Origin of the sequence: Serratia sp. FDAARGOS_506, from assembly GCF_003812745.1 — a bacterium.
Lineage (GTDB): Bacteria > Pseudomonadota > Gammaproteobacteria > Enterobacterales > Enterobacteriaceae > Serratia.
Genome location: NZ_CP033831.1, coordinates 4,294,266 through 4,313,937, shown reverse-complemented (window position 1 = coordinate 4,313,937; position 19,672 = coordinate 4,294,266). Strand labels below are relative to the sequence as shown.

At 62.4% G+C, this 19,672-nt stretch carries 18 protein-coding genes; 16 read left to right on the top strand and 2 right to left on the bottom strand.

From position 1 onward, the window contains the following. Positions 1-4 precede the first annotated feature (4 nt). The 16 genes from EGY12_RS20880 (at position 5) to EGY12_RS20805 (ending at position 18,486) form a co-directional block, all read left to right on the top strand. Positions 5-748, top strand: a complete 744-nt coding sequence (locus tag EGY12_RS20880; protein WP_060424048.1) for a glycosyltransferase family 2 protein — start codon at positions 5-7, stop codon at positions 746-748. Positions 749-759: 11 nt separating this feature from the next. Next, positions 760-2,619, top strand: a complete 1,860-nt coding sequence (locus EGY12_RS20875; protein ID WP_123895645.1) for a carbohydrate binding domain-containing protein — start codon at positions 760-762, stop codon at positions 2,617-2,619. Positions 2,620-2,911: 292 nt separating this feature from the next. Beyond that, positions 2,912-6,673 (top strand): nitrate reductase subunit alpha, encoded by a 3,762-nt coding sequence (locus EGY12_RS20870; RefSeq protein ID WP_123895224.1) that lies wholly within the window; start codon positions 2,912-2,914, stop codon positions 6,671-6,673. Continuing rightward, the gene (gene narH, locus EGY12_RS20865; protein ID WP_123895223.1) at positions 6,670-8,214 is read left to right on the top strand and encodes a nitrate reductase subunit beta; all 1,545 of its coding nucleotides are present in this window, start codon (positions 6,670-6,672) and stop codon (positions 8,212-8,214) included. Before EGY12_RS20870 ends, narH begins: the two co-directional genes overlap by 4 nt. Beyond that, the gene (narJ, locus tag EGY12_RS20860; protein ID WP_123895222.1) at positions 8,211-8,933 is read left to right on the top strand and encodes a nitrate reductase molybdenum cofactor assembly chaperone; all 723 of its coding nucleotides are present in this window, start codon (positions 8,211-8,213) and stop codon (positions 8,931-8,933) included. The genes narH and narJ overlap by 4 nt, the downstream gene beginning before the upstream one ends. Positions 8,934-8,935: 2 nt before the next feature. Further along, positions 8,936-9,613, top strand: a complete 678-nt coding sequence (gene narI / locus EGY12_RS20855) for a respiratory nitrate reductase subunit gamma (RefSeq protein ID WP_123895221.1) — start codon at positions 8,936-8,938, stop codon at positions 9,611-9,613. Positions 9,614-9,888: 275 nt separating this feature from the next. Continuing rightward, the gene (locus tag EGY12_RS20850) at positions 9,889-10,896 is read left to right on the top strand and encodes a 3-oxoacyl-[acyl-carrier-protein] synthase III C-terminal domain-containing protein (protein ID WP_123895220.1); all 1,008 of its coding nucleotides are present in this window, start codon (positions 9,889-9,891) and stop codon (positions 10,894-10,896) included. Next, complete coding sequence (locus tag EGY12_RS20845; protein ID WP_123895219.1) at positions 10,893-11,909, top strand: NAD(P)-dependent oxidoreductase; 1,017 nt, start codon at positions 10,893-10,895, stop codon at positions 11,907-11,909. The genes EGY12_RS20850 and EGY12_RS20845 overlap by 4 nt, the downstream gene beginning before the upstream one ends. Further along, entirely contained in the window at positions 11,902-12,708 is an 807-nt protein-coding gene (locus EGY12_RS20840; RefSeq protein ID WP_123895218.1) for an MBL fold metallo-hydrolase, read from the top strand. Before EGY12_RS20845 ends, EGY12_RS20840 begins: the two co-directional genes overlap by 8 nt. Further along, positions 12,705-13,991 carry a F390 synthetase-related protein gene (locus EGY12_RS20835; RefSeq protein WP_123895217.1) on the top strand — a complete coding sequence of 429 codons (1,287 nt, stop codon included), beginning with the start codon at positions 12,705-12,707 and terminating at the stop codon, positions 13,989-13,991. Before EGY12_RS20840 ends, EGY12_RS20835 begins: the two co-directional genes overlap by 4 nt. Beyond that, the gene (locus tag EGY12_RS20830) at positions 13,988-14,605 is read left to right on the top strand and encodes a phosphatase PAP2 family protein (RefSeq protein WP_123895216.1); all 618 of its coding nucleotides are present in this window, start codon (positions 13,988-13,990) and stop codon (positions 14,603-14,605) included. Before EGY12_RS20835 ends, EGY12_RS20830 begins: the two co-directional genes overlap by 4 nt. Further along, on the top strand, positions 14,602-15,735 hold the full coding sequence (locus EGY12_RS20825) for a sterol desaturase family protein (protein WP_123895215.1): 1,134 nt from the start codon (positions 14,602-14,604) through the stop codon (positions 15,733-15,735). The genes EGY12_RS20830 and EGY12_RS20825 overlap by 4 nt, the downstream gene beginning before the upstream one ends. Continuing rightward, a complete protein-coding gene (locus EGY12_RS20820) occupies positions 15,728-16,810 on the top strand; it encodes an acyl-CoA desaturase (RefSeq protein WP_123895214.1) in 1,083 nt (360 codons plus the stop codon). Before EGY12_RS20825 ends, EGY12_RS20820 begins: the two co-directional genes overlap by 8 nt. Then, entirely contained in the window at positions 16,807-17,892 is a 1,086-nt protein-coding gene (locus EGY12_RS20815) for an acyl-CoA desaturase (RefSeq protein WP_123895213.1), read from the top strand. Before EGY12_RS20820 ends, EGY12_RS20815 begins: the two co-directional genes overlap by 4 nt. Positions 17,893-17,998: 106 nt before the next feature. Continuing rightward, a complete protein-coding gene (locus tag EGY12_RS20810) occupies positions 17,999-18,223 on the top strand; it encodes a hypothetical protein (protein WP_123895212.1) in 225 nt (74 codons plus the stop codon). Then, positions 18,220-18,486 (top strand): hypothetical protein, encoded by a 267-nt coding sequence (locus EGY12_RS20805; RefSeq protein ID WP_123895211.1) that lies wholly within the window; start codon positions 18,220-18,222, stop codon positions 18,484-18,486. The genes EGY12_RS20810 and EGY12_RS20805 overlap by 4 nt, the downstream gene beginning before the upstream one ends. 9 nt (positions 18,487-18,495) lie before the next feature. On the opposite strand, the gene EGY12_RS20800 is transcribed toward EGY12_RS20805, so the two are convergent. Together EGY12_RS20800 and cydB are read right to left on the bottom strand one after the other, a co-directional pair. Then, positions 18,496-18,648 (bottom strand): DUF2474 domain-containing protein, encoded by a 153-nt coding sequence (locus EGY12_RS20800; RefSeq protein WP_015378180.1) that lies wholly within the window; start codon positions 18,646-18,648, stop codon positions 18,496-18,498. A gap of 14 nt (positions 18,649-18,662) precedes the next feature. Next, positions 18,663-19,670 carry a cytochrome d ubiquinol oxidase subunit II gene (gene cydB, locus EGY12_RS20795; protein ID WP_049202081.1) on the bottom strand — a complete coding sequence of 336 codons (1,008 nt, stop codon included), beginning with the start codon at positions 19,668-19,670 and terminating at the stop codon, positions 18,663-18,665. Positions 19,671-19,672 lie beyond the last annotated feature (2 nt).

Below are 19,672 nucleotides of genomic sequence, written 5' to 3'. Positions count from 1 at the left end.
CAGAATGGAAAAGATATCCGTGATAATGCCGGCCTACAATGCGGCGCACTCTATTAAAGAGTCGATCCTGGGCGTGCTGAATCAGCGATTTACCGATTATCACCTGTATGTGATCGATGATGCGTCCACCGACGATACTGCCGAGGTTGTGCGGCCGTTTATCCACGATCGCCTCACCTACATACGCAATGAGCATAACCAGGGCGTGGCGGAAACGCGCAACATCGGCATTGAGGCGGCGAAGGGTGACTATATCGCCTTCTGCGACAGTGATGACGTATGGCTCCCCAACAAGCTGTCGCGCCAGGCGAGCATTTTGCAAACCCGCCGCTATGACGTGGTGTGTTCCCATTATTACACCTTCGAAGACGACCTGAAATTGATCAAAAACACCCGCGGCGCGGATGAGCTCATTGGCTATCAGGACATGTTGAAAAGCAACTGGATCGGCAATCTCACCGGGATCTACAACCAGAAGCGTATCGGCAAGGTGTATCAGCAAAAAGTGGGCCATGAGGACTATTTGATGTGGCTGGCGGTGCTGCAGAAGGCGCGTAACGGCCTGGCTTACTGCATTCCCGAACCACTGGCCTGTTACCGATTGTCTACCCACTCGCTGTCGGGCAACAAAATCCGCGCCGCAGACTGGCAATGGCGGATTTACCGTCAGCATTTGGGGCTGTCTTACCAGAAATCCTGTTATCTGTTTGCCACCTATCTGTTCAATGCCGTGGTGAAAAGGAAATGACCATGAAGGGGATGTATCAGATGGTGGCTCTGGGCTGTTGCGCCTGGTGGAGCGCTTCGGCTTTGGCGCAGAGCTGCCAACTCAATCTGTTGGCCAACCCCGGTTTTGAGCAGGGGCTCAGCGGCTGGCGTGCGCAGGGCGCGCAGGCCGACGGCGATACGCACAGCGGCCGTGGTAGTCTGCGTTATGACAATGCAGATGCGGCACAGTACCGCACCTTCAGCCAGGCGCTGCGAGTTGTGCCCGGGCAGACGATCGATTTCGGCGTTTGGCTCAAGACCCATGGCGTACGCGGGCAAAGCCGCGACGGCGGCGCCGGGGTTTATCTGCAGAGCTTTGATGCGCAGGGGCGCTTTCTGGAAGGCAGCTATCCGACAGGGGTGACCGGCGACAGCGCCTGGCAGCAGGTGAGTGCCAGCTATACCGTGCCGCCGCAGGCGGCGCGAGTCACTTTTGGCGTCTATCTGCGCAAGGGGAGCACCGGTACCGCCTGGTTTGACGACGCCTATGCGTGTGCTCGAGCATCTACGCCGGCGTTGTATCAGCTCGGCGCGTCGACGCAGGGGAAGGTCGACACGCTGCTGGTCACTCCGCAGCCGCAGCATTTGCAGGTCGACAGTGAATTGCTCAATGCCGAGGGGCAGGTTGTTCACAGTAGCCGCGACCGTTATCAGGTTGAAGGGCAGCGCCGTATCGAGTACCCACTGCCGACTGGCCTGGCCCAGGGTGAATACCGCCTGCGTCAGCAGGTCATCGGGCAGCCTTCCCAGCCGGCACAGCGCAGCGAGCTGTCTTTTCGCGTCGGGCAGCCTGCGGCCAAAGTGGCGATCGACAGCGAAGGCTTTACCCTGCGCGATGGTCAGCGGCTTTTCCCGTTGGGCATTTATGCCAACGTGGCGACCGATGAGCATTTGGCGCGCATCGCATCGGCGGGATTCAACACGGTGCTGAACTATGATTATGGGGAAAAGAAAGATCCTTACGCCTTTTTCCGCAACGCACGCAAACGCGGGCTGCTGGTCATTTACTCCGTCAAAGATCAGTACAGCGGCACCCGTTTCGCTCCGGCCGTCCGCGGCGGCGACTACGCGGCGCTGACGGCCTGGTATGTGCAGCGCTTGCGCTCTCAACCTAACCTGCTCGCCTGGTACATCAACGATGAGCTGGGGCCGGAATATCTCGATAAGATCGAGGAAAAAAACCTGCAAATAAAGCGACTTGACGGCGATCATCCCACCTTCCAGGTGCTGAACAAAACCGGAGAGTTGGACGCTTACTTTAACAGCAGCGACATTTTGGCGACCGACCCTTACCCGGTGGGGAACGATCGCGATCTGACGCGCACCACGCGTTATACCGAACTCACGGTGCAGGCCGCCCGCCAGGCGCGTGGGGCCTGGGTGGTGATGCAAATCATGGATCACGCCGCTTATGACGCCCGCCGTAAGCCACATCCGCCGTCAGAGGCAGAAATCCGCAATCAGGCCTGGCAGGCGCTGATCGGCGGCGCCAAGGGGCTGTTGTTTTATTCTTATACCGATCTGTTTTACAAGCGCAAAACCGGCCGCTTCGATCAACGCGAGTTTGACGCCACCTGGCGTGGTGTGGCTGCCGTATCACAGCAAATCGCCGCCTTCACCCCTTATCTGCTGACGGGAAAATCGACTCCGCTGGCGGGAAGCGACCCTCAAATCCCGGTGCGGATGTTTATTCTGGGCGATCGCGCCTTGCTGCTGGCAGCCAACCCCTACTATCGAGAGGGAAGCACCCGATTGCGCCTTCCGGCGGGCTGGCGGCAGCAGGGAGGAGGAACGGAGATCCAGCTGGCGTTGTCCGCTGTGGGCACCGCGACGCTGTGGCTGCAGCGCTGAAGGCGTCGAGTAAACGTCACGCGGGAGGTTTCTCCCGCGTCCTACCCCCAAATACCCCGTCTAGCCTCCCTCCCGCCAAATTCTGTCGTGAACCCCAACTTTATTCATTTAAATTCAATCGATTAACATCATTTCCCGTACCTGTACTTTGGTGGTATTCCGCACCCGGAGAGTGTATCGCCTCCCGCTTTCTCTTGATCGCAATCAATTTGCCGCCGGTTGGCCGTCAGTAGGCTGGCGGCAGATTGAGCATGTCTTCTTATAACGACAAGAGCCTTCAGGAGCATTCCGGATGAGCAAATTTTTAGACCGTTTCCGCTATTTCAAGCAGTTGGCGGAACCTTTCTCTGGCGATCACGGCCAAACCTTGAACACCAACCGCGACTGGGAAGACGGCTACCGCAGCCGCTGGCAGCACGACAAAGTGGTGCGTTCCACCCACGGCGTGAACTGCACCGGTTCCTGCAGTTGGAAGATCTACGTGAAGAATGGCCTGGTGACCTGGGAGACCCAGCAAACCGACTATCCGCGTACCCGGCCCGATCTGCCCAACCATGAACCGCGCGGCTGCCCGCGCGGCGCCAGCTACTCCTGGTACCTGTACAGCGCCAACCGGCTGAAATACCCGTTGATGCGCAAGCGTCTGCTCAAGCTGTGGCGCGAGGCTAAAGCGCAGCACAGCGATCCGGTTGCGGCCTGGGGCTCGATCGTCGGTGATGCGGAAAAAGCCAAAAGCTACAAGGTGGCGCGCGGCCGCGGCGGTTTCGTCCGCTCCAGCTGGCAAGAGGTCAATGAACTGATCGCCGCCGCCAACGTCTATACCGCCAAAACCTTCGGCCCGGACCGCATTATCGGCTTCTCGCCGATCCCGGCGATGTCGATGGTGTCCTACGCCGCCGGCGCCCGCTACCTGTCGCTGATCGGCGGCGCCTGCCTGAGCTTCTACGACTGGTATTGCGATCTGCCGCCGGCCTCGCCGATGACCTGGGGCGAGCAGACCGACGTGCCGGAATCCGCCGACTGGTACAACTCCTCCTACATCATCGCCTGGGGCTCCAACGTACCGCAGACGCGCACCCCGGACGCCCACTTCTTTACCGAAGTGCGTTACAAGGGCACCAAAACCGTGGCGGTGACGCCGGACTACGCCGAAGTCGCCAAGCTGTGCGATCACTGGCTGAATCCGAAGCAGGGCACCGACAGCGCGATGGCGCTGGCGATGGGCCACGTGATGCTGAAAGAGTTCCATCTCGATCGCGAAGTCGGCTACTTCCGCGACTACGTGCGCCGCTATACCGACATGCCGATGCTGGTGCTGCTGGAAGCGCGTGAAGGCGGCCATTACGCCGCCGGCCGCCTGCTGCGCGCCGCCGATCTGGTGGGCGGATTGGGCCAGGAAAACAATCCCGAGTGGAAAACCGTCGCTATCGACAGCCGCAGCGGCGATCTGGTGGCGCCGCAGGGCTCCATCGGCTTCCGCTGGGGCGAGAAGGGCAAGTGGAACCTGGAGCAGCGCGAGGGCAAGTCGCAACAGGAGGTCGAGCTGCAGCTCAGTCTGTTAGGTCGCCATGACGACGTTGCCGAAGTGGGCTTCCCGTACTTCGGCGGCGCCGACAGCGAGCATTTCAACAGCGTGGCGCTGGACGAGATCCTGCTGCACAAACTGCCGGTGAAACGCCTGCAGCTGGCGGACGGCAGCGAAGCGCTGGTGACCAGCGTGTACGACCTGACGCTGGCTAACTACGGCCTCGATCGCGGGTTGGGCGACGCCAACTGTGCCGCCGACTATGACGAGGTCAAGGCCTACAGCCCGGCCTGGGCCGAGCAGATCACCGGCGTATCGCGTCACAACATCATTCGCATTGCCCGCGAGTTCGCGGAAAACGCCGAGAAGACCCACGGCCGGTCGATGATCATCGTCGGCGCCGGCGTTAACCATTGGTACCACATGGACATGACCTACCGCGGCCTGATCAATATGCTGATCTTCTGCGGTTGCGTCGGCCAGAGCGGCGGCGGCTGGGCGCACTACGTCGGCCAGGAAAAACTGCGGCCGCAAACCGGCTGGCTGCCGCTGGCGTTCGGCCTCGACTGGCAGCGTCCGCCGCGCCACATGAACAGCACCTCGTTCTTCTACAACCATTCCAGCCAATGGCGCTATGAAACCGTCGGCACCGACGAGCTGCTGTCGCCGCTGGCGGACAAGTCGTGCTTCGGCGGCAGCCTGATCGACTTCAACGTGCGCGCCGAGCGCATGGGCTGGCTGCCGTCGGCGCCGCAGCTGGGCACCAACCCGCTGCGCCTGGCGGAGCAGGCCCGCGCGGCCGGTCAGTCGCCGGTCGAGTTCACCGTCGACAGCCTGAAAAACGGCACGCTGGGCTTCGCCGCCGAGCAGCCGGACAATCCGCAGAACTTCCCGCGCAACCTGTTCGTCTGGCGCTCCAACCTGCTGGGCTCCTCCGGCAAGGGCCATGAGTACATGCTCAAATACCTGTTGGGCACCGAAAACGGCATCCAGGGGAAAGATCTCGGCCAGCAGGGCGGCGTGAAGCCGCAGGAAGTGGAATGGCGTGAGCAGGGCGGCGAAGGCAAGCTGGATCTGGTGGTGACGCTCGATTTCCGCATGTCGAGCACCTGCCTGTACTCCGACGTGGTGCTGCCGACCGCCACCTGGTACGAAAAAGACGACATGAACACCTCCGACATGCACCCGTTCATTCATCCGCTGTCGGCGGCGGTCGATCCGGCCTGGGATTCGAAGAGCGACTGGGAGATCTACAAGGGCATCGCCAAGGCCTTCTCCGAGGTGTGCGTCGGCCATCTGGGCCAGGAAACCGACGTGGTAACCCTGCCTATCCAGCACGACTCCGCCGCCGAACTGGCGCAGCCTTACGGCGTGCAGGACTGGAAGAAAGGCGAATGCGATCTGATCCCGGGCAAAACTGCGCCGCATATCATCGCGGTGGAACGCGATTACCCGGCCACCTACGAGCGCTTCACCTCGCTGGGGCCGCTGCTGGACAAACTGGGCAACGGCGGCAAGGGCATCAGCTGGAACACCCAAACCGAGGTCGACTTCCTCAAGCAGCTTAACTACGTCAAGGCCGACGGCCCGGCGGCGGGGCGGCCGAAGATCGAGAGCGCCATAGACGCGGCGGAAGTGATCCTGTCGCTGGCGCCGGAAACCAACGGCCAGGTGGCGGTAAAAGCCTGGGAAGCCCTGAGCAACGTCACCGGCCGCGATCACCGGCATCTGGCGCTGAACAAGGAAGACGAGAAAATTCGCTTCCGCGACATTCAGGCGCAGCCGCGCAAAATCATCTCCAGCCCGACCTGGTCCGGTCTGGAGGACGAACATGTTTCCTACAACGCCTGTTACACCAACGTACATGAGTTGATCCCGTGGCGCACTATCAGCGGCCGTCAACAGCTGTATCAGGACCACGAGTGGATGCGCGCCTTCGGTGAAAGCCTGCTGGTGTACCGACCGCCGATCGACACCCGCGCCGCGCAGCCGCTGCTCAACAGCAAGCCGAACGGCAACAAGGAGAAGGCGTTGAACTTCCTGACGCCGCACCAAAAGTGGGGCATCCACTCCACTTACAGCGACAACCTGTTGATGCTGACGCTGTCGCGCGGCGGCCCGATCGTCTGGTTGAGTGAGGAAGACGCCAAAGATCTGGGCATCGCGGACAACGACTGGATCGAGGCCTTCAACGCCAACGGCGCGCTGACGGCGCGCGCGGTGGTCAGCCAGCGTATCCCGGCCGGCATGACCATGATGTACCACGCGCAGGAGCGCATCGTGAACCTGCCGGGCTCAGAGATCACCCGCCAACGCGGCGGCATCCATAACTCGGTGACCCGCGCCTGTCCGAAGCCGACCCACATGATCGGCGGCTATGCGCAGCTGGCCTACGGCTTCAACTACTACGGCACCGTCGGCTCCAACCGCGACGAGTTCGTGGTGGTGCGCAAGATGAACCGTATTGATTGGTTGGACGACGAAGGTAACGACTACGCGCAGGGCAGTCAGCAGGAGAACAGTAAATGAAAATTCGTTCGCAAGTCGGCATGGTGCTGAATCTGGACAAGTGCATCGGTTGCCACACCTGTTCGGTCACCTGCAAAAACGTCTGGACCAGCCGTGAAGGCATGGAATACGCCTGGTTCAATAACGTGGAAAGCAAGCCCGGCGTCGGGTATCCGCACGCCTGGGAAGATCAGGAAAAATGGAAGGGCGGCTGGATCCGTAAAATCAACGGCAAGCTGGAGCCGCGCATGGGCAACCGCGTCGGCGTGCTGGCGAAAATCTTCGCCAACCCGGACGTGCCGGCGCTGGATGACTACTACGAGCCGTTCGATTACGACTACCAGCATCTGCACACCGCCAAACAGGGCAAGCACCAGCCGGTGGCTCGCCCGCGCTCGCTGATCACCGGCCAGCGGATGAACAAGATCGAAAGCGGCCCGAACTGGGAAGAGATCCTCGGTGGGGAATTCGAAAAACGCTCGCAGGACAAGAATTTCGACAACCTGCAGAAGGCGATGTACGGCCAGTTCGAAAACACCTTCATGATGTACCTGCCGCGCCTGTGCGAGCACTGCCTCAACCCGGCCTGTGTCGCCACCTGCCCGAGCGGGGCGATCTACAAGCGCGGCGAAGACGGCATTGTACTGATCGACCAGGACAAGTGCCGCGGCTGGCGCATGTGCCTGACCGGCTGTCCGTACAAGAAAATCTACTTCAACTGGAAGAGCGGCAAGTCCGAGAAGTGCATCTTCTGCTACCCGCGCATCGAAGCCGGGCAGCCGACGGTCTGTTCGGAGACCTGCGTCGGCCGCATTCGCTACCTCGGCGTGCTGCTGTACGATGCCGACCGCATCGAGCAGGCGGCAGCGGTGGAGAACGACCAGGATCTGTACCAGAGCCAGCTCGATATCTTCCTCGATCCGCATGACCCGAAGGTGATTGCTCAGGCGCTGGCGGACGGTGTGCCGCAGGGCGTCATTGAAGCTGCCCAGCAGTCGCCGGTGTACAAAATGGCGATGGACTGGAAGCTGGCGCTGCCGCTGCACCCGGAATACCGCACGCTGCCGATGGTCTGGTACGTGCCGCCGTTGTCGCCGATTCAGTCCGCCGCCGATGCCGGCGAGCTGGCGCACAGCGGCGTGTTGCCGGACGTCGAGAGCCTGCGCATTCCGGTGCAGTATCTGGCGAACCTGCTGACCGCCGGCGATACCGAACCGGTGCTGCTGGCGCTGAAGCGCATGCTGGCGATGCGCCACTACAAGCGGGCGGAAACCGTCGACGGTGTGGTGGACACCAGCGCGCTGGAACAGGTTGGCCTGAGCGAAGCGCAGGCGCAGGAGATGTACCGCTACCTGGCGATCGCCAACTATGAAGATCGCTTCGTGGTGCCGTCGAGCCACCGCGAGCTGGCGCGCGAAGCCTTCCCGGAAAGCAAAGGCTGCGGCTTCAGCTTCGGCGACGGCTGCCACGGCAGCGACGGCAAGTTCAACCTGTTCAACAGCCGCCGCATCGACGCCATCGACGTGACCGCGAAAACCGCACGGCCGGAGGATGCCTCATGATCAGCCTGAAAGTGATCGCCCGCCTGCTGGATTACCCGGAGCAGGCGCTGTTTGACCATCAGCAGGCGCTGATCGAGGCGCTGGAGCCGGCCAGCGAGCTGGATCTGCACCACAGCGCGCAGCTGATTCTGTTTATCCGGCGCCTGTGCGCCCGCCCGCTGCTGGACGCGCAGGCCGACTATTGCGAGCTGTTCGATCGCGGCCGCGCCACCTCGCTGCTGCTGTTTGAGCACGTGCACGGCGAGTCGCGCGATCGCGGCCAGGCGATGGTTGACCTGATGGCGCAGTACCGCGCCGCCGGGCTGGAGATCGACAGCCGCGAGCTGCCGGATTTCCTGCCGCTGTACCTGGAGTACCTGGCCAGCCGCAGCGCGGCGCAGGCGCGGGAAGGGCTGCAGGATATCGCGCCGATCCTGGCGCTGCTGGGCGCACGCCTGCAACAGCGCGAGAGCCCGTACGCAGTGCTGTTCGATCTGCTGCTGGCGCTGTCCGGCAGCGCGGTGCAGGCCCAGGCGCTGGAGACCCAGGTAGCGCAAGAGGCGCGTGACGATACGCCGCAGGCGCTGGATGCGGTGTGGGAAGAGGAGCAGGTCAAGTTTCTCGGCGAACAGGGCTGCGCTTCCGCCCAGCAGACGGCGCACCAGCGGCGCTTCGCCGGCGCGGTGGCGCCACAGTATCTGGACCTGACGGATGCGTTAACCGGAACCAAAGGACGCTAATCATGCAATTTTTGAATCAGTTCTTCTTCGATATCTATCCTTATCTGGCCGGCGCGGTATTCCTGATCGGCAGCTGGTTGCGTTACGACTATGGGCAGTACAGCTGGCGCGCCGGCTCCAGCCAGATGCTGGATAAAAAGGGCATGCGGCTGGCGTCCAACCTGTTCCACATCGGCATTATCGGCATTTTCGTTGGTCATTTCCTCGGCATGCTGACGCCGCACTGGATGTATGAGGCTTTCCTGCCGATCGACGTGAAGCAAAAGCTGGCGATGGTAGCCGGCGGCGCCTGCGGCCTGATGACGCTGATCGGCGGCGCGCTGTTGCTGAAGCGCCGGTTGACCAACCCACGAGTGCGCGCCACCAGCAGCTTCGCAGATATCATGATCCTGACGTTGCTGATGGTCCAGGTGTGCCTCGGCTTGCTGACCATTCCGTTCTCCGCCCAGCATATGGACGGCAGCGAAATGATGAAGCTGGTGGCCTGGGCGCAGGCGGTGGTGACCTTCCACGCCGGCGCTTCTGCGCACCTGGAAGACGTGGCGCTTATCTTCAAACTGCACATGGTGCTGGGCATGACGCTGTTCGTGCTGTTCCCGTTCTGCCGCCTGGTGCACATCTGGAGTGCGCCGGTAGAGTACCTGACCCGTCGTTATCAACTGGTGCGCAACCGCCGCTGAGCCTGATCCCGCCGCCGCCGCTGATCGCCAGCGGCGGCGCTATTCTGATAATTCACCCGCCACCTGCCTATTCTCGCCGCCTTGCCGTAAACTGAATATCTCAGTAATGTTACGTTTATGCTTCCGCCGACGGACGTCGGCCGTGCCAGCCGATAACAAGAGATACCGCCTTGATGAAAGGCATTTTGGGACATAAAAACCGGGGATGATCCGCGTGGCCTTCGCGCCGTGCGGGAGAATCGCTTTATGGATAGTCAGGTTAATCAATAACAATAATGACCACACAATTTCGCTCACCTGAGCTGCTGCCTCTGAAAGTCATCGCCACCGGGGCTGCGTTGCCGCCCAACCGCGTGGCTTCCTCTACGCTCGATGTCCGCCTGGGGAAACCGGCCGGCTACGTTGAGAAACGCTCGGGCATCGTTTACCGCTATCACGCCGCCGACGATGCCAGCCAGGCTGAACTCGCCGCCGCTGCGCTGCAAGACGCGCTGGGCCGCAGTGCCATCCCGGCGGCCTCCATTGATCTGCTGATCTCCGCCTCGGCGATAGCGGTGCAGGCATTGCCATGCTCCGCCGCGCATATTCTCAAGGTCGCCGGATTGGCGCCGGGTACGCCTGGTTTCGACATCAACAGCAGCTGCGTCAGCTTTATCTCTGCGCTGCAGGTGGCGGCGGGGCTGTTGAACGCCGGGACGTATCGGCGTATCGCCATCGTTTCGGCGGATCTCGCTTCGCGCGGTATCGACTGGCAGCACGAAGAGTCGTCGCTGATCTTCGGCGATGGCGCCGCCTGTGCCATCGTGGAGCGTGGCGACGGCGCCAGCGGCATTCTCGCCAGCCTGGTGGAAACCTATCCCGCCGGCAGCGAACTGTGCGAGATCCGCGCCGGCGGCACGCGCCGCAACCCGCGCGCCGGCATGTGCGAGCAAGACTTCCTGTTTCATATGCAGGGCAAGCCGCTGTTCCGTCAGGCGTCGGCGCTGATTGAGGGCTACCTCGACCGGCTGCTGAGCGCCAGCGGCTTGACCCTGGCGCAGATTGCCACCGTGGTGCCGCACCAGGCCAGCCATCTGTCGCTCGAACATATGCGCAAACGGCTGCACGTCTCCAGCGAGGCGCTGGTGGACATCTACCGCCATCACGGCAACCAGGTGGCAGCCTCTATTCCGACCGCGCTGCATGCCGCCGTGACCACCGGGCGCTTCAACCCCGGTCAACCGGTGATGCTGATCGGCACCGCCGCCGGGCTGGCGTTGGCCGGCATGGTGTTGCTGCCATGAGGGTGCTGGTGACCGGGGCGACCAGCGGACTGGGGCGCAACGCGGCGCAGTGGTTGCTGGAGGCCGGGCATCAGGTGCGCGCCACCGGCCGCGATGAGCGGGCCGGCGAAGCGTTGCGCCGGCTGGGCGCCGAATTTTACTCACTCGATCTGGCGCAGGCCACGCCGCCGCAGTGTCGGCAGCTGGTGACCGACTGCGAGTGGGTATGGCACTGTGCGGCCAAGTCATCGCCCTGGGGCAGCAAAGCGGAGTTTCACCGCATCAACGCCGCCGCGACGGAGAAGCTGGCGGAGGCGGCCGGGCGCTGCGGCGTGCGGCGTTTCGTGCATATCTCCACGCCGGCAATCTACTTCGATTTTCAGCCGCATTACAAGCTTGACGAGGGTTATCGCGCCCGGCGCTTCGCCAATCATTATGCCGCCAGCAAGCACGCCGCCGAGCAGCGGTTGTTGGCGCAGGCGAAGATCTACCCGCAAACCACCTATATCATTCTGCGGCCGCGCGGCCTGTTTGGCCCGCACGATCGGGTGATCGTACCGCGGCTGTTGCAACAGCTCGAACGCGATCGCGGCGTGCTGCGGCTGCCCGGCGGTGGGCAGGCGCTGCTGGATCTGACCTTTGCTCCCAACGTGGTGCACGCCATGGAGCTGGCCAGCCGGCAACGCGGATTGCAGTCCGGCGCCGTGTACAACATCACCAACCACCAACCGCAGCGGCTGGCGGAGATGCTGGATGCGTTGCTGCGCCAAGAGCTGGGGCTGCGCTACCGGCTGCAGGCTGTGCCGTATCCGCTGCTGCAGGCGTTGGCCGGCGGCATGGAGCTGTGGGCACGCCTCAGTGGCAAAGAACCGAGGCTGACGCGCTACAGCGTGGCGGCAGTGCATTTCGACATGACCCTGAGTCAGACTCGCGCGATCGAAGAGCTGGGCTACCGGCCGCGTTACTCGATGGAGGAGGGGATCCACCTGACCGGGGAGTGGCTGCGGCAGCAAGGAGGCGTACAGCATGGCTAAGGTCACCGTATTTGAAGTGGGCTATTGCACGCATATCGGCTGCATGGCGCTGCGCGGAGCCGGGTTCCGGGTGTGCAAATTCCCGGCGCGCGCCTATCTGCTGGAGGTGGGGGAGCGCCGCTGGCTGTGGGATACCGGCTACGCGCATTATTTTCAGCAGCACACGCAGTCGGGGGTATTCAGCCTTTATCGCCGCATGACGCCGGTTTATTTCGATCCCGCCGAGTCGTTGGCGCATCAGCTGCGTGAGGCCGGTTACGCCGAAGGCGACATCCAGGCGCTGATCGTCTCGCACTTTCACGCGGACCACATTGCCGGGCTGCAGGATTTCAGCCAACTCGATTTTATTTGCTCCGGCGAAGGCTGGCAGCAAACCCGTGGGCTGCGCGGTTTCGCGGCGCTGAAGCGCGCCTTTATTCCCGGCCTGATCCCGGCGGATTTCGAGAGCCGCCTGCAGTTTATGGAGGCATTTCCCTCGCTGGCGTTGCCCGCGTTGCTGGCGCCGTTCGATCGCGGTTACGCGCTGCCGGGCAGCGAAGGGCAGATCGTGCTGGTGCCGTTGCCGGGGCATGCGGCCGGCCATATCGGCGCCTTTATCCTTACCGACGCCGGTTGGACGCTGTTGGCCAGCGACGCCGCATGGTCGCCGCAGAGCTACCAGACGCTGCGCGGGCCTTCGCGCCTGGCCAATCTGGTGATGGACGACGCGGTGGCATACACCCGTACGCTGGAGCGGCTCAACCAGCTGTGGGCGGGCGGGCAGGTCAACATTTTGCTGTGCCACGAGGGGGACCTGTGATCTCCTTCATGACCCTTTGGCACTATTTCCGCGCCCGGCGCCTGCGCTTTGGCGATCGTGCGGCGCTGGAGGCGCATCAGGCTCGGCAGCTCGCGGGCTTTGCCCGCCGGGTGCTGAGCAAGAGCCCCTATTTTCAGCGCTTCAGCCGGCGGCCGCTCGCCGAATGGCCGCAGATGGACAAGGCGCTGATGATGGCGCAGTTCGACCGGATGAATACCGCCGGGCTGCAGCGTGATGCGGTACTGGCCTGCGCGCAGCGCAGCGAGGCGGATCGCGATTTCACGCCGAAGATCGGGCGCTACAGCGTCGGGTTGTCGTCCGGCACATCCGGGCAGCGCGGCGTGTTTGTCGTCAGTCCGCGCGAACAGCAGGTGTGGGCCGGCGGCATGCTGGCGAAAATGCTGCCGGACGGGCTGTTGGCCGGCGAGCGCGTCGCGCTGTTTCTGCGGGCGGACAATAATCTCTATCACAGCGTGAACAATCGTTGGCTGAGCCTGGCGTTTTACGATCTGCTAGCGCCGTTCAGTGAGCATCTGCCCGCATTGGAGCGGCAGGCACCCAGCATCATCGTAGCCCCGGCGCAGGTGCTGCGCGCCTTGGCGCTGGCAGTGCTGGCTGGGCAGGTGAAGCTGCCGGTCAAAAAAGCGATCTCGGTGGCCGAAGTATTGGAAGAGCAGGATCGCCGCCTGCTGATGCAGGTGTTTCCCGCGGTGGGCGAAGTGTATCAGGCTACCGAAGGATTCCTTGCCGCGACCTGCTCGCACGGCACGCTGCATCTGAACGAAGAGTTTTTGCATATCGAACCGCAGTGGATCGACGAGCAGCGTTTTACGCCGTTGATCACCGACTTTACCCGTAGCACACAGCCGATCGTGCGTTATCGGCTGGACGATGTGCTGGTGCTGCGCAAGGAACCCTGCCCGTGCGGGCAGCCGACGCGGGCGATCGCGCGTATCGAAGGGCGGCGCGACGATCAGCTGATGCTGCCCGATGCGCAGCGGCAACCGCAGGCAGTGTTCGCCGATGCCTGCAGCCGGACGATCGCCAATGCGCTGCCGCTGACCAGCGATTACCGCCTGATCCAGCGCGGCGAGCAGCGGCTGGAGCTGATCGCCGATTGCAGCCAGGCGGAATTGGCGCACTGTCAGGCGCAGCTGATCGCGCTGTTCGCTCGCCAGGGTATTGCCACCGATCGGCTCGAATGGCGGCTGACGGCACAGGCGGTGTTGCCGCAGTTCGATCGCAAGCGGCGGCGCATCGTGCGCCGGGCGGAGGACGCATGAAAAATATGCTGTTCCGGCTAGGGCACATGTTGCTGGGCTGGGGGACGGTCGGGGTGGTGTATAGCGTGACCGATCGTTTGCAGGGGGCGGGAACCCTGTTGCCGCCGTCGGCGCTTGACCGGGCTATCTCGTTCAACCCTGCGGCCATCTGGCTCTACCTGTCGTTTTTCCTCATCGTCCCGGCGGGTTATTTGCTGGCGCCGCTGCAACGGATCAAATGGCTGACGCTGGCGATGCAGTTGACGGCGTTGGGCGCCGGAGTGGTTTACCTGCTGTGGCCGACCACCATGGCCTATCCGCAGAACGATGGCGTTGGGATCAGCGCGCAGCTGCTGGCGGCGCTAACGCAGGTGGATTCGCCGCAGAACTGCCTGCCTTCGTTGCACATGGCGCTGACGGTGCTGGCGGTATGGGCGCTGAGCGACGGCGAGCATAAAGTGCGGACGGCGTTGTGGATGCTGTGGGGCGTGGCGATCGCGTTCTCCATTCTGCAACTGCGCCGGCATTTGTTTGTCGATTTGGCCGGCGGGACGCTGCTGGCGTTGTTCGCCGGCTGGCTGGCCCTGCGCATAAAGGCCCTGCGCCGGCGTGTGGTTAAAGGAGAAATGGGATGAGCGATCTGGCGTTGCCGATAGTGTTCATGCTGTTCATCGTGGTGGCCGAGGCGGTGGCGCTGCAGTGGGGTCGTCGTGAGCCGGTCAATTGGCACGATCTGGTGTTCAACCTGAACTCCGGTCATATCATGCTGTGGCTGTTCCGCGGACTGGAGATTACCTGCTACGGCTACGTGGCCGCGCATTTCAGTCTGGAGCTGCTGGATGCCTGGCCGCCGCTGTTGATGTGGCTGTTCGCTTTGCTGGCGTGGGACTTCGGTTTCTACTGGCTGCACCGTCTGCACCATCGCTTCCGGCTGCTGTGGGCGGTACATGTGGTTCATCATCAGGGCGAGCACTTTAATCTGTCGCTGGGGGTGCGCAATTCCTGGTATTCGTCGTTGACGTCGATCCCGTTCTTTTTGCTGCTGGCGCTGGCGGGCGTGCCGCTGTCGGTGTTTGTCACGGTGTCGATTTTTCACTACAGCATTCAGCTGTTTAACCACAATGCGCTGACGCCGAAGCTCGGCGTGCTGGAAAAAATCCTGGTCACGCCGGCGCACCACCGGGTGCACCACGTCAAGGACATGGCGTATTCCAATAAGAACTTCGGCGGCAGCTTTATCTTTTGGGACAAGCTGTTCGGCACGTTCTGCCCGGCATTGCCGACCACGCCGTTCAGCTACGGCGTCAGCGGCGATCGGTCGTCCGCCAACCCATTTTGGGCGAGTAACCTGCCGTTCCTGCGTTATTTCCGTCTGGCCTGGCGTCCGGCGCCGGGCCGGCCGCGCGACCGCCGTTCGGCGCTCAGCGTATTCAGCGGCGCGATGCTGCTGTTTACGCTGGTGGTCGGTTACGTCTACCAATACGGTTATGGCTATAGCGACATCAGTTGGCCGCAAATGATGTTGCTGGCGCTGTTGGCTCTGGGCTCGGCGGCGTTGGGCGGTATGACCGAAGGGCGGCCGTGGGCGAGCGCCGTCTGGTTGCTGATCGCGCTGGGCATGCCGCTGCTGTTTATCGGCTATCTCGGCTGGCCGCAGCGTTATTGGCATATCACCATGGCCGCTGTGGCGCTACATGCTCTGTGCGTGGCGCTGGGCTGGGGGCGAGTGGCCGCACCGGTCGCCGTGGAGGAACCGCATGGCTGAATCATTACCGCCGCTGCGTTTTCCCGCCGATGGCGAGCAGGCGTTTCACCGCGATCTCAAGCACGCGGCGCACGCCTGCCTGGCGGGCGATCATCGCTATGCCGATGCCGCGCGGCTGGCCAAGGCCGCGCTGTTGCTGGCGCTGTGCATCGGGTTTTACGCGCTGAGCCTGATGCAGCATCAGCCCTGGGCGTTTTTCCTCTGCTATTTCCTGTTCGTGGCCATGGGCATGCTGCTTAACGTCAACGTCAATCACGATGCTTCGCATAACGCCTTCTTGCGCGCGCCCTGGGCCAATCGCCTGGTGGGGCGGTTGGTGACGCTGCCGCTCGGCGTCGATCCGGACTATTGGCGCACGCGCCATGTGGATTACCACCACGTTTACGCCAACGTCGAACACTACGATCTGGACACCGAAGAGAACGGTTTTTTCCGCCAGACGCCGTTCCAGCGCTGGCGGCCGCATATGCGCTATCAGCATCTGTACTGGCCGCTGATCGCCGCGCTCTCGCTTCCTTACATTGCGTGGATTTTCGATTGGTCCGATCGGCTCGATAAAACGCCGCTGCGGGAAAAACGCGTGCTGGCGGGGCGGGGCGGTTGGGCGCTGTTCGTGCTGTGCAAGTTGCTCCATGTGGCGCTGGTGCTGGTGGTGCCGCTGATCCTGTGCCACCTGCATGGCATCGGTTGGGGCTGGGTGCTGCTGGCTTACACGCTCAGCCAGATGTTTGCCTCGCTGCTGGTGGTGTTCCTACTGCTGGGCACCCACTGGGCGCAGGCCGAGTTTTACCCGGCGCCGACGGGCGGCAGCATGCCGCACGGTTGGTACCGGCACAATTTCGCCACCGCCTGCGATTGGCGTCCCGAGCCGCGCTGGCTGGAGCACTTGACCGGCGGGCTGAACTATCACCTGACCCATCACCTGTTTCCAGGCTGGAATCACCGCCATTATCCAGCGCTGGCTGCCGCGGTGGCGGAAGTGGCGCAGCGGCACGGCATGGCGTATCGCTGCATCGGTTATCACGAATTGCTGGCGCAACAACAACACTTCTTGCGCCGGATGGGGCAACCATGAAACCGTTGCGCCCGTTAGCTTATCGGCGCGACGATAGCGGGTTGCATCGCGCGCTGATGCAGGCCGCCCAGCATTATCTGGCGGCCAACGGCGATCACCGCTTCGCCGACGGCGGCATGCTGGCTAAGGTGGCGTTACTGTTGGCGCTGTGCGGCCTGTGTTACGGGCTGAGCCTGCAGCAGCAAAACGGCTGGGCGTTTTTCGCCTGTTATTTCGGCTTTATCTTTATCGGCATGTTCCTGACGGTGAACGTGGTGCACGACGCCTCGCATAACGCGTTTTTCCGTCGGCCCGGGGCCAATCGCTGGCTGAACGCACTGGTGAGCGTGCCGCTGGGGCTGGATCCCGACTGCTGGCGCGTGCGGCACGTGCTGTTCCACCATGCCCATAACAATATTGAACATTACGATCCCGACATCGATGCCAACGGCGTGTTGCGGCAAACGCCGTTCCAGCGCTGGCGGCCTTTTATGCGCGCGCAGCGTTACTATTGGCCGCTGGTGGCGGCGCTGACGTTCCCGTACTACATCTGGCTGTTCGACTGGCTGGATCGGGCGGGCCGAACCCGCGTGGCGGCGCGCATGGCGCAGCAGGGCGTGCGCGGCTGGTGCGAGTTTCTGGCGGGCAAAGCGGCACACCTGCTGCTGGCGCTGGCGATCCCGTGCTGGCTGCTGCCGCCGGCCATCGGCATCGGGCAAATTCTGCTGGTCTATTTGTTGAGTCAGATGCTTTCTTCATTGCTGTTCGTGATGTTGATCATCGGTACCCACTGGGCCAAGGCCAATTTTTATCAGGCGCCGGCGCAGGGCGCGATGCCACACGGCTGGTATCATCATGTGTTCGCCACCACCTTCGACTGGCTGACCCGGCCACGCTGGTTGGGATACTGGCTCGGCGGGGCGAACCTGCATTTGACGCATCATCTGTTCCCGCACTGGAGCCACCGTCATTACCCGGCGCTGAGCCGCATCATCGGTGAGGTGGCACCGCATTTCGGCATCGACTACCGCCTGCTGGAGCTGGAGGAGCTGTTGCGCCTGCAGCAGCGTTTCCTCGGCGCGATGGGGCGCAAGCCCCAATAGCGTTGCATGCGGATTGTGCGAGGCGTTACGCAGTTCACTAATTGAACGATGTTTGCCCTTCCAGTAGACTTTCCCTCGGTGAATCAACGACCACAGGAGGTGGAGTATGCGCAGCTTGCCGATTCGGGTATCGAATAAAATTGATGATGATCTGAACGCTATCGCCTGGCGTCACGGGATGGAAAAAACCGAGGTAATCAAAATGGCGTTTGCACTGATTACCATTGCCGATAAGTACTGGATGAAACAGGATGGTACTTCACTTGGCATTGTACGGGAAAATGGTGAACAGCTTGAAGCGGTGGGGCGGGTCGTGGAGATCTTCCCATGAACATCGAAAGCCATAATCTGTGCGATGAGGCTAGCCAGGTTTATCTGGAGCAGGTCTTGGTCTTCGACGAAATGGAGCGGCTGCGCCTGGCGCGCCAGGTGCTGTGCGGGATCTTCGTGGTCAGCGTGGGCGTATTCGCCGCCCACGCGTATTGGGAGAAAAACGAAGCGCTGAGGCAAGCGTTCGAACTGGTGAAGATCGGCGCCTTGCCGCTGGTCACGCTGGTGGTATCCTTCTACTTTCCCAACAGCGCGGCCAGATAAGGCGCCGCGTCAATGCGACTTCATGCCTGCCGCGGTCATCAGCAGGCGGAACAGCGAGGCGACCACGAACAGCCCCAGCACGCTGGCGCTCCAGATGATCACCAGCCAGCCGATGCGTTTCCACCAGGGCGCCGGAGCAACGGCTGCCGTTTTATCTTGCATAGCGTCCTCCCTTCTCAGTGATAGCCGTGTTCATGGCTGATCTTGCCGCGGAACACGTAGTAGCTCCAGAAGGTGTAGACCAGAATGATCGGGATGATGAACAGCGCACCCACCAGCATAAAGCCGAGGCTCTGCGGCGGGGCGGCGGCGTCCCACAGGCTGATGGCCGGCGGGATCAAGTGCGGCCAAATGCTGATGCCAAGCCCGCTCAGGCCGAGGAACACCAGCAGCAGCGTCAGCATGAATGGCGAGTAGTGCGCGCCGCGTTTCACCCCGCGTTGAATCCCCCAGGCGCTGAGCAGCACCAGCACCGGCACCGGCAGTAGCCAGAACAGGTTCGGCAGCGTAAACCAGCGGGCGGCGATTTCCGGATGCGCGATCGGCGTCCAGATGCTGACCGCAGCCAGCACCAGCAACAGGATCGCCAGCAGCGGCGTCGCCAGATGATACATGCGCGCCTGCAGGTCACCTGCGGTTTTCATCACCAGCCAGGTGCAGCCGAGCAGGGCGTAGGTCACCACCAGACCCAGTCCGCAGAACAGTGCGAACGGCGTCAGCCAGTCCAGCGCGCCACCGGCGTAGGTGCGGCCTTCGACCGGGAAGCCGTTGATCACGGCGCCTACCACTACGCCCTGACTGAAGGTGGCGAAGATCGAACCCCAGATGAACGCTTTGTCCCAGATATGGCGTTTCTCCGGCTTCGCCTTGAAGCGAAATTCGAAGGCCACGCCGCGGAAAATCAACCCGATCAGCATCAGCGTCAGCGGGATCGCCAGCGCGTCGAGGATCACCGAGTAGGCCAGCGGGAAGGCGCCGAAAAGCGCCGCGCCGCCCAGCACCAGCCAGGTCTCATTGCCGTCCCACACCGGGGCGACGGTGTTCATCATCAGATCGCGGTCGCCGCTCTCTTTCACCCACGGAAACAGGATGCCGATGCCCAAATCGAAACCGTCCATCACCACGTACATCATGGTGCTGAACACGATGATCACAAACCAAATCAGTGGAAGATCGATGCCCATGT